The sequence below is a fragment of the Streptomyces sp. NPDC048002 genome, from assembly GCF_040653275.1.
Taxonomy (GTDB): Bacteria; Actinomycetota; Actinomycetes; order Streptomycetales; family Streptomycetaceae; genus Streptomyces.
This window is the reverse complement of record NZ_JBEZNL010000008.1, coordinates 18,832-27,785: the sequence shown is the minus strand read 5'-3', so window position 1 is coordinate 27,785 and position 8,954 is coordinate 18,832. Positions and strand designations below refer to the sequence as shown.

Genomic DNA, 8,954 nt, shown 5'->3' with positions numbered 1-8,954 from the left:
TACGAGCGCCGGGACAACGACCGTGGTGGCTTCCGCCGGGACAACAACGAGGGCCGTTCCTTCGAGCGCCGGGACGGCGACCGCGGTGGCCGTTCGTTCGAGCGTCGTGACAACGACCGTGGTGGCTTCCGCCGGGACAACGACCGTGGCGGCCGTTCCTTCGAGCGTCGCGACGAGCGTGGCGGGCACCGCGGCAGCGACCGTCCCTTCAACCGCGACCGCCAGGGTGACCGTCCCGGTTTCCGTTCCGGTGGTCACGAGCGTCCGTACGGTCGGCGTGACGACCACCGCGGCACCGGCGGCGGCTCCTTCGGGCGCCGCGAGGACAAGCCGCGCTGGAAGCGCAACGGCTGACCTGGTCTGACAGCCGAGCAAGAAGGGCCCGCACGATTTCGGTCGTGCGGGCCTTCTTTTTTGGCCATGTACGGCGCATGTCGCTTCCCCCGATGGGGAATCGCTGGGGACATGACAGATGACGGCAGAACGAGCGGGCCGTCGGAGGCATCCCTCTCCGACGAGGAACGGCTGGCCCAGCTCGGCTACACGCAGGTTCTCGCCCGCCGCATGTCGGCGTTCTCCAACTACGCGGTCTCCTTCACGATCATCTCGGTGCTGTCCGGGTGTCTGACGCTGTATCTGTTCGGCATGAACACCGGCGGCCCGGCGGTGATCACCTGGGGCTGGGTCGCGGTCGGCCTGATGACCCTGTTCGTGGGGCTCGCCATGGCCGAGATCTGCTCGGCCTACCCGACCTCCGCCGGCCTGTACTTCTGGGCCCACCGGCTGGCGCCGCCCCGGACCGCGGCGGCCTGGGCCTGGTTCACGGGCTGGTTCAACGTGCTGGGCCAGGTCGCGGTGACCGCCGGCATCGACTTCGGCGCCGCGTCCTTCCTGGGCGCCTACCTGAACCTCCAGTTCGGCTTCGAGGTGACACCGGGCCGCACGATCCTGCTGTTCGCCGGGATCCTGGTCCTGCACGGGCTGCTGAACACCTTCGGCGTGCGGATCGTGGCGCTGCTCAACAGCGTCAGCGTCTGGTGGCACGTGATCGGCGTCGCGGTCATCGTCGGCGCCCTGACCTTCGTGCCGGACGAGCACCAGTCCGCGTCCTTCGTCTTCGGCGAGTTCGTGAACAACACGGGCTGGGGCAGCGGCCTGTACGTCGTCCTGCTGGGCCTGCTGATGGCCCAGTACACCTTCACCGGCTACGACGCCTCCGCCCATATGACGGAGGAGACGCACGACGCCTCCACCGCCGGGCCCAAGGGCATCGTGCAGTCGATCTGGACGTCGTGGATCGCGGGCTTCGTGCTGCTGCTCGGCTTCACCTTCGCCATCCAGTCCTACGACGGCGCCCTCTCCTCGCCGACCGGCGCGCCGCCCGCGCAGATCCTGCTCGACGCGCTCGGCGCGACGGCGGGCAAGCTGCTGCTCCTGGTGGTGATCGGCGCGCAGCTGTTCTGCGGGATGGCCTCCGTGACGGCCAACAGCCGTATGATCTACGCCTTCTCACGGGACGGCGCGCTGCCCTACTCGCACATCTGGCACACCGTGAGCCCGCGCACCCGGACGCCCGTCGCCGCGGTGTGGCTGGCCGCGCTCGGGGCGCTGGTGCTGGGGCTGCCGTACCTGATCAACGTGACCGCCTACGCGGCGGTGACCTCGATCGCGGTGATCGGCCTCTACATCGCCTACGTCATCCCGACGCTGCTGAGGCTGCGCAAGGGCGAGGACTTCGAGCGGGGGCCCTGGCACCTGGGCCGCTGGTCCCGGGCGATCGGCGTGGTGGCGGTGGCGTGGGTCGGCGTGATCACGATCCTGTTCATGCTGCCGCAGGTCTCCCCGGTGACCGCCGAGACCTTCAACTACGCCCCGGTCGCGGTCCTGGTCGTGCTCGGCTTCGCCGCCACCTGGTGGCAGGTGTCGGCCCGGCACTGGTTCCTCAACCCCGAGCACGAACGCACGATCGCCCGGGAGGCGGCCCGTGCCGGTGCGCCCGAACCGGTCGATCCGTAGCCCTTCGACCGCCGGACGCGGCCGTGTCCCCGATACCCGATCGGAGACACGGCCGCGTCCGGCTATGCTCGTGGGGGCAACATCGCCTGGGCCCTTAGCTCAATTGGCAGAGCAGTGGACTTTTAATCCATTGGTTGTGGGTTCGAGTCCCACAGGGCCTACCGACGACGTGGCGCCCGTTCCGGCTTCGGCCGGGGCGGGCGCCGCGGTGTTTTCCGGGACCGCGCGGGCTCACAGGGACTGGATCGTCGCCGCGAGGGACGCCACCGCCGCCGCGAGGGGGGCCACCGGTTCGGCGAACGCGGTCAGCCGGTCCAGGGCCCGGCGGACCACGCCCGGCTCGGGGGCGGGGTCGCCCAGTTCCTCGCGCAGGCGGCGCAGCTCGGCGCGGGGGGAGTCCTGGTCGGGCAGGCCCGCGCGGTGTTCGTCCAGGAGGCGCTCGATCAGCGTCAGCCGGTCGTCGAGCACGGTCCGCTGGTCGGCGGTGAGCGACTGGAAGGAGACGTGGCCCGCCACGGCCCGGGCGCCGGGGCCGACGGCCTGGTTGGCCACCTGGCTCTGGCCGCCGAACTGCTGCACGCCGAAGTTGGTGCCCTCGGGGGGCTGCTGGGACATCCGGTCCTCCCTATTGCGGTGCCGCCGTCGCCCTGGCGGTCTCGGCGGTGGCCCGGGCGCCCTGCCCGACGGCCTGGTTGCCCACCACGCTGACCCCGCCGGTCTGGAGGACGCCGTGGTTGAGGATGGTCTGGGTCTGGGTGCGGAAGTCGGCGGTGTCGACCCCGTGCTCGTCGAGGAAGTCCCGTACGGCGGCCAGGGCGTGCCGGTCCAGGGCGGCGAACGCCCGCTCGGCGTCGACACGTTGGAAGTGGTCGAGGTACTCGGCGCTCATCGCGTGCTCGCGCACCCCGAAACGGGCCCCGCGGTCGAAGGCCGGGTCGGTGCGGGCGGCCGCGTGTTCCCGGCGCTGCCGACGCGGGCGTCCCCACTCGCGCAGGGCGTCGCGCAGGACCGCCCGGGGCGCCCCGAACAGGGCGCCGTCGCTACGCCGCAGCGCCGACAGCAGCAGGCCGGTGCGGTGGGCGGGGGTGAGCGAGGCGGGCAGCAGGTCGACGCCGCGCAGACCGGGCCGGAGCGGGGTGAGGACGTGGCGGTCGCAGTGCAGGTGCAGGGTTCTGCCGACGACCGCGATGTGCAGCAGCTGACTGGGCACCACCGCGCCGCCCCACAGCGGCAGATGGGCGGCCAGGCAGTGCCGGGGGTTGCCCTGCGGGTCCAGGGCGATGTCCCGCACCACGGTGTCGCTCAGCCGGCTGACGGGGGCCCGCACCAGGGCGGGCAGCAGGCGCCGGTCGTCGGCGATCCGGGCGCCGTTGACGAAGATCCGGTCCTCCAGCTCCAGGGCCGCGAGGCTCGGGCCGGCGTCCGCGGGCGGCTGCTCGGCGGCGTGCCGCAGGGCGGCCTCGCTCAGCCGGGCGCTCAGCCGCCGCACGACGTCCCAGGTGTCGAAGCCGGTGAGCGGGGTGCCGGGCCGCGCGGGCAACAGCGGCAGCGACACGGACCACTGCGACTGGCGTACGCCCTGGCCGACGAAGGGGGAGAAGCCGCTGTAGACGGTGACGTTGCCGGACTGCGCCTCGGCCACGGCCCGCACCCCGGCTGCCGCCCAGGCCTCCTTGGCCGCGGGCGCGGTGCGGGCGTCGAAGGTCTCGCGGCGCAGATGCTCGCGCAGCCGCCGGTCGACGTCCAGCTCCTCCTGGGCCATGATCCAGAACGCCCAGCCGCCGCCGGCCAGCACGGCGAGCAGGGACGGGACGCCGTGCGCGTAGGAGCCGGCCAGCCAGCTCGCCGCCCCGGAGAGCGGCAGCGCGGAGAGGAACACGCAGAACAGCACTCCGGCGAGCAGCACTGCGGCGAGCGTACCGAGCAGCCGGCGCAGGGCCGCCGCCGTGTCCGCGGGTTCCCGTCCGCGCACCGCCCGCCGCGGTTCACGGGAGGCGGCGGCCAGCGCCTTCAGGGCGAGGCGGCCGAAGACCAGCCACAGCGGTCCGAAGACACCGATCAGGAGACAGAGGGCGGCGAGCCGGCGGTCGCGTGCCGTGTGCAGCCGGTGGGCCGCCAGGCTGTGCCGTACGACGGGCACCAGGTCGACGCCGGGGGAGGCGGCGACGGCGCCCAGTTCGTCGCGCAGGACGTCCTCGACGACGCGGCGGCTGAACTCGGGGTCGGTGTAGGCGGCCGCGCACAGGTGGCGGGTGGTGTCGTCGGCGGCGGCGGAGCCCACGGCACCGCCGGGCACCTCGGGCGAGAAGGGTGCCATGGTGCTGCTCCGTTCGCGGATACGGGACATGGCTGCGCGGGTGGGCGTGCCGCCGTACGCGGCTCCCAGGGCCACGCCCAGCAGTACGCCGAAGACCAGGCCGTCGACGAGGAACTGGACGAGCACCTCGTCGGGGCCCGCGCCGAAGAAGCTCAGTGCCGCGTCGCCCTCGGCCTTCAGGACGGCCCAGGAGGCGACCGCGGCGACGACGGAGACGAGGATGCCGGTGCCGAGCGCGGCCAGTTTCCGCAGGGCGGGGGACGCCCGGTCGCCGGTCAGGACCCGGGGTGCGAGCACGACACCGGCGAGCAGGACGGCCAGCGAGGTGTTGCCCGCCAGGTAGAGGGGTTCGGCGAGCCCCTCCGAGCTGGGGGAGAGGTCCCAGGACGGGACGAACAGCGCTCGGTGCACGAAGCGCGTCAGGGGCTCGTCCGGGGTGTACTCGTAGAGCGGTTCGCGCATCCAGGGACTGCCCAGCAGTACAAGGCCCCCGCACAACAGCGCGGTTCTGCGCCCCGCACGCACGAATCGCCCCACGGCAACCCCCAGTCACGGCCCGGTGACAGCACTCTACGTAGTCGAACAGCTGCACGCCAGAGGTTCGTGAGACAGGGCGGGCGGCCGGTCAGCCCGCGGTGCGCTCCGTCAACTCGCCGAGCGGGAGGGTGTGTTGGGTCTGGAGGACCTTGGCGCGCAGGTAGCGGACGTTGTGGGCGGTGGTGAAGACGCCGGTGGGGACGCGGTCACGGACGGCGATGCCGAGGCCACGCAACTGGGCCGCCTTGTCGGGGTTGTTGGAGAGCAGGTCCAGTTCGCCGATGCCGAGGGCCGTCAGCATCTGGGCGGCCGCCGTGTAGTCGCGGGCGTCCTCGGGCAGGCCGAGGGCCGCGTTCGCGGCGTAGGTGTCGAGCCCCTGGTCCTGGAGGGCGTACGCGTCGAGCTTGTTGTAGAGGCCGATGCCGCGGCCCTCCTGGCGGAGGTAGAGCAGGACGCCGCCGCGTTCGGCGATGCGCTCGACGGCCTCGCGCAGCTGGGGTCCGCAGTCGCAGCGGGCCGAGCCGAAGACGTCCCCCGTCAGGCACTCGGAGTGCAACCGGACGAGCGGGACGGGGCCGGGGTCGCCGAGCACGACGGCCACGTGTTCCTGGCCGTCGGTGAGGCCGTGGAAGGTGACCAGGTCGGCGTCGACGCCGTAGCCGTCGTCGAAGCGCAGCGGTATGCGGACACGGGAGCGCGGGGTGGCCGCGGGGTGGTCGGACATGCGGGTCTCCGGTCGTCCTGGGCTTTCTGCTTCAGATTTGAAGCAGATCCTCGGAACTGGACCCTAACCCATGCTTGAAGTTTGAAGCAATCGGTTCGCGGCGGGGTGCCCTACTCCTCGCCGCCGGCGGCGGAAACCGGCGCCGACGCGCACGGCGAGGACCGGCGCAGCCACGGCACCTCGGCCGACTCCCCGCCCTGGAGCGCCCGGGTGACCCCGCCGAAGATCTCCTCCAGCTGGCCGACCTGCTCCGGGGTCAGGTGGTCGAAGAGGGCGGCGCGGACCGTGGCGACATGACCGGGCGCCGTCCGCTCCAGCACCGTCATGCCCTCCTCGGTCAGCGCGGCGACGCTGCCCCGCTTGTCCCACCGGCACTCCTCGCGCCGCACCAGACCGTCCTTCTCCAGCCGGGTCACGGCGTACGTCAGCCGGCTGCGGGTGATCTTCAGCCGTTCCGCGAGGTCGGTCATCCGCAGCCGCCGCTCCGGCGACTCGGAGAGGTGGGCGAGGATGGAGTAGTACAGGTGCGGCATGCCGGCGTCCTGTTGGAGCTGCCGGTCCAGGGCGTCCTCCAGCAGGAGGGCGGCACCCAGGTACGCGCGCCAGGCGCGCTGTTCCTCGGGAGTGAGCCAGCGGGTCGTCATGGACCCAGTGTAGTTTTGCTTAAAACTTGAACCAAGCCCGCCGAACCAAGCCCGCCGAATCAAGCCCGCCGAATCAAGCCCGCCGAACCAGCCCGCCGGTCCCGTCCGGCCCCTTCTGGAGCACCGATGCCCCTCCCCTACGTCCTGCTGTCGGCGGCCGTCTCCCTCGACGGCTACCTGGACGACACCGGCCCCGAGCGGCTGCTGCTCTCCAGCCCCGCCGACTTCGACCGGGTCGACGAGGTACGGGCCTCGGTCGACGCGATCCTCATCGGCGCCGGAACCCTCCGCGCCGACAACCCGCGCCTGCTGGTCAACTCCCCCGAGCGGCGCGCGGCCCGGACCGCTGCCGGACGGCCGGAGTACCCCCTGAAGGTCATGGTCAGCGGCAGCGGTGACGTCGACCCGGCGGCGAAGTTCTGGCACACCGGCGGCGAGAAGGTCCTCTACACCACCGACCGGGGCGCCGAACGGGCCCGCGCCCTCGGCCTCGCCGCGGACGTGGTCCCCCTCGGCCCCGGCCTCGGCTGGGTCCCCCTGCTGGCGGACCTGCACGGCCGGGGCGTGAGCCGGCTGATGGTCGAGGGCGGCGGCCGGATCCACACCCAGCTCCTCCAGGAGGGCCTGGCCGACGAACTCCAGCTGGTCCTCGCCCCGCTCTTCGTCGGCGACCCCGCCGCCCCCCGGCTCTTCGGCCCCGGCGCCTACCAGCCCGGCCGGCTGCGCCTGGTGGAGTCCCGCCGCATCGAGGACGTGGTCCTGATGCGCTACGAACCCACCGCCCCCGGGGCCGGCGCGCACGCCACCACCGCCGACCACCACTGGCTGCGGCTCGCCTGCGAACTGGCCGAGCTGTGCCCGCCGTCCCGCACGGCGTTCAGCGTCGGCGCGGTGGTGGTGGCCGCCGACGGCACCGAGCTGGCCCGCGGGTACTCCCGGGAGGGCGACGACCCCGTGGTCCACGCCGAGGAGGCGGCCCTCGCCAAGATCGACCCCGCCGACCCCCGGCTGCCCTCCGCGACCGTCTACAGCAGCCTGGAACCCTGCGCCCACCGGGCCTCCCGCCCGGCGCCCTGCTCCCGGCTGATCCTGGAGGCGGGCGTGCGCCGGGTGGTGACCGCCTGGCGGGAACCGGACACCTTCGTGACGGGCGCCGACGGCAGCGGAGCCCTCGCGGCGGCCGGTGCGGACGTGGTCGTCCTCCCCGAGTACGCGGACCGCGCCCAGGCCCCCAACCGCCACCTGGCGGACTGAGCGGACCGGCCGCCGGGCGGTGCGTCGTGGGGCCCGGCGGGGCCCGAATCAACGGATGTGCTTTGCGCCCCGCGGATGACGTACACTGGTTTCACCGACGCGGGGTGGAGCAGCTCGGTAGCTCGCTGGGCTCATAACCCAGAGGTCGCAGGTTCAAATCCTGTCCCCGCTACTGAAGGCCGAGGGCCGGAACCCGAAAGGGTTCCGGCCCTCGGTGCGTTCCCGCACCGCTCACCCGCTCACCCGCTCGGCCGCCCCGGTTCGCCCCCGGTCCCCGCCCCGGGAACCCTGGGAGGACGGCGGATCGCGGCGGGAGGCGGGCAGTGCGGGCTTCAGGCGTGGGTGGGTCCCGGAGCGTGCCGTCCGCACGCACCCTCGTGCGACTCCTCCCGCCGCTGCTGATCGTGGGCGGTGTCCTCTACGACGCCTTCATGCCCCCGGCCTTCACCGCCATCCCCTTCTTCACCGCCGCGCCCCTGGTCGCCGCGCCCCTGTACTCCCTGGCCGGTACCTTCGCCGCTGGTGCCGGAGCCCTGCTCGCCGCGTACTTCGTGCACATCCGGTTCGCCTTCGGGGCGGACGTGGACACCGTCACCGAGGTGATCACCGTGGTCACGGTCGCGATCCTGGCCGTCGTGCTCAACTCCGTCCTGCGCCGCGGCGACCTGCGGCTCGCCAGCCAGCGGCAGATCGCCGAGGCGACCCAGCGGGCCGTGCTGCCCCAGCCGCTGGAGCGGATCGGTGCCTTCGACATCGCCGCCCGCTACGAGGCGGCGCAGGCCGACGCCTACATCGGGGGCGATCTGTACGCGGTGCAGGACAGCCCGTACGGCGTGCGGCTGATCGTCGGCGACGTGCGCGGGAAGGGCATGAGCGCGGTGGCCGCCGTCGCCGTGGTCATCGGGGCCTTCCGGGAGGCCGCCGAGGAGGAACCCACGCTGACCTCGCTCGCGCGGCGGCTGGAGCGGGCGCTGGCCAGGGAGGGCGCTCGGCGGGACGGCATCGACGCCTTCGAGGGGTTCACCACGGCCGTGCTCGCCGAACTCCCGCACGACGGCCATGTCGTACGGGTCGTCAACCGCGGTCACCCGCCGCCGCTGCTGCTCCACGCCGACCGCACCGTCCGCGCCCTGCCCGCCACGGAGCCCGCCCTGCCGCTGGGCATGGGCGACCTGGGCGACTGGCCCGACCGGGCCGAGGAAGCCGCCTTCCCGCCCGGTGCCACGCTGCTGCTGCACACCGACGGACTGTCCGAGGCCCGTGACGCGCGGGGCGTCTTCTACGACCCCCAGCTGCGGCTCGCGGGCCGCGCCTTCGGCCACCCCGGCGCGGTCATCCGGACCCTGGCCGAGGAGGTGCGCCGGCACTGCGGCGGCGGGATGACGGACGACATGGCCCTGCTGGCCGTCCGCCGACCCGAGGCGTTACCCGGTGTGATCGGGTGGCAGCCCTCCGCATAACA

The 8,954-nt window shown here is 73.2% G+C and carries 7 protein-coding genes, 2 tRNA genes and 1 pseudogene; 6 read left to right on the top strand and 4 right to left on the bottom strand.

Annotation, left to right across the window (positions count from 1 at the left end; genetic code table 11):
• The 3 genes and pseudogenes from AB0E07_RS13220 to AB0E07_RS13210 all read left to right on the top strand — a co-directional run.
• Positions 1 to 354: pseudogene (locus AB0E07_RS13220) on the top strand (RNA helicase); the annotation flags it as partial.
• A 111-nt stretch (positions 355 to 465) separates the two neighbouring features.
• Positions 466 to 2,016 (top strand): amino acid permease, encoded by a 1,551-nt coding sequence (locus AB0E07_RS13215; RefSeq protein WP_362249742.1) that lies wholly within the window; start codon positions 466 to 468, stop codon positions 2,014 to 2,016.
• Positions 2,017 to 2,104: 88 nt separating this feature from the next.
• Positions 2,105 to 2,177: transfer RNA gene (locus AB0E07_RS13210), tRNA-Lys, on the top strand.
• 70 nt (positions 2,178 to 2,247) lie between these two features.
• Here the strand turns inward: AB0E07_RS13210 and AB0E07_RS13205 are convergent.
• From AB0E07_RS13205 to AB0E07_RS13190, 4 genes are all read right to left on the bottom strand, one after another.
• The gene (locus AB0E07_RS13205) at positions 2,248 to 2,631 is read right to left on the bottom strand and encodes a hypothetical protein (RefSeq protein WP_362249739.1); all 384 of its coding nucleotides are present in this window, start codon (positions 2,629 to 2,631) and stop codon (positions 2,248 to 2,250) included.
• A 10-nt stretch (positions 2,632 to 2,641) separates the two neighbouring features.
• Positions 2,642 to 4,795 (bottom strand): hypothetical protein, encoded by a 2,154-nt coding sequence (locus AB0E07_RS13200; protein WP_362249736.1) that lies wholly within the window; start codon positions 4,793 to 4,795, stop codon positions 2,642 to 2,644.
• A gap of 163 nt (positions 4,796 to 4,958) precedes the next feature.
• Positions 4,959 to 5,594, bottom strand: coding sequence for a GTP cyclohydrolase II (gene ribA / locus AB0E07_RS13195; protein WP_362249734.1), 636 nt, complete (start codon positions 5,592 to 5,594; stop codon positions 4,959 to 4,961).
• A 110-nt stretch (positions 5,595 to 5,704) separates the two neighbouring features.
• On the bottom strand, positions 5,705 to 6,238 hold the full coding sequence (locus AB0E07_RS13190) for a MarR family transcriptional regulator (protein ID WP_362249731.1): 534 nt from the start codon (positions 6,236 to 6,238) through the stop codon (positions 5,705 to 5,707).
• 126 nt (positions 6,239 to 6,364) lie between these two features.
• Between AB0E07_RS13190 and AB0E07_RS13185 the strand changes: the two genes are divergently transcribed.
• From AB0E07_RS13185 to AB0E07_RS13175, 3 genes are all read left to right on the top strand, one after another.
• Complete coding sequence (locus AB0E07_RS13185; RefSeq protein ID WP_362249727.1) at positions 6,365 to 7,492, top strand: dihydrofolate reductase family protein; 1,128 nt, start codon at positions 6,365 to 6,367, stop codon at positions 7,490 to 7,492.
• A gap of 98 nt (positions 7,493 to 7,590) precedes the next feature.
• Positions 7,591 to 7,664, top strand: a tRNA-Met gene (locus tag AB0E07_RS13180).
• Between the two features lie 151 nt (positions 7,665 to 7,815).
• Positions 7,816 to 8,952 (top strand): PP2C family protein-serine/threonine phosphatase, encoded by a 1,137-nt coding sequence (locus tag AB0E07_RS13175; RefSeq protein ID WP_362249725.1) that lies wholly within the window; start codon positions 7,816 to 7,818, stop codon positions 8,950 to 8,952.
• The last annotated feature ends 2 nt before the right edge of the window (positions 8,953 to 8,954 follow it).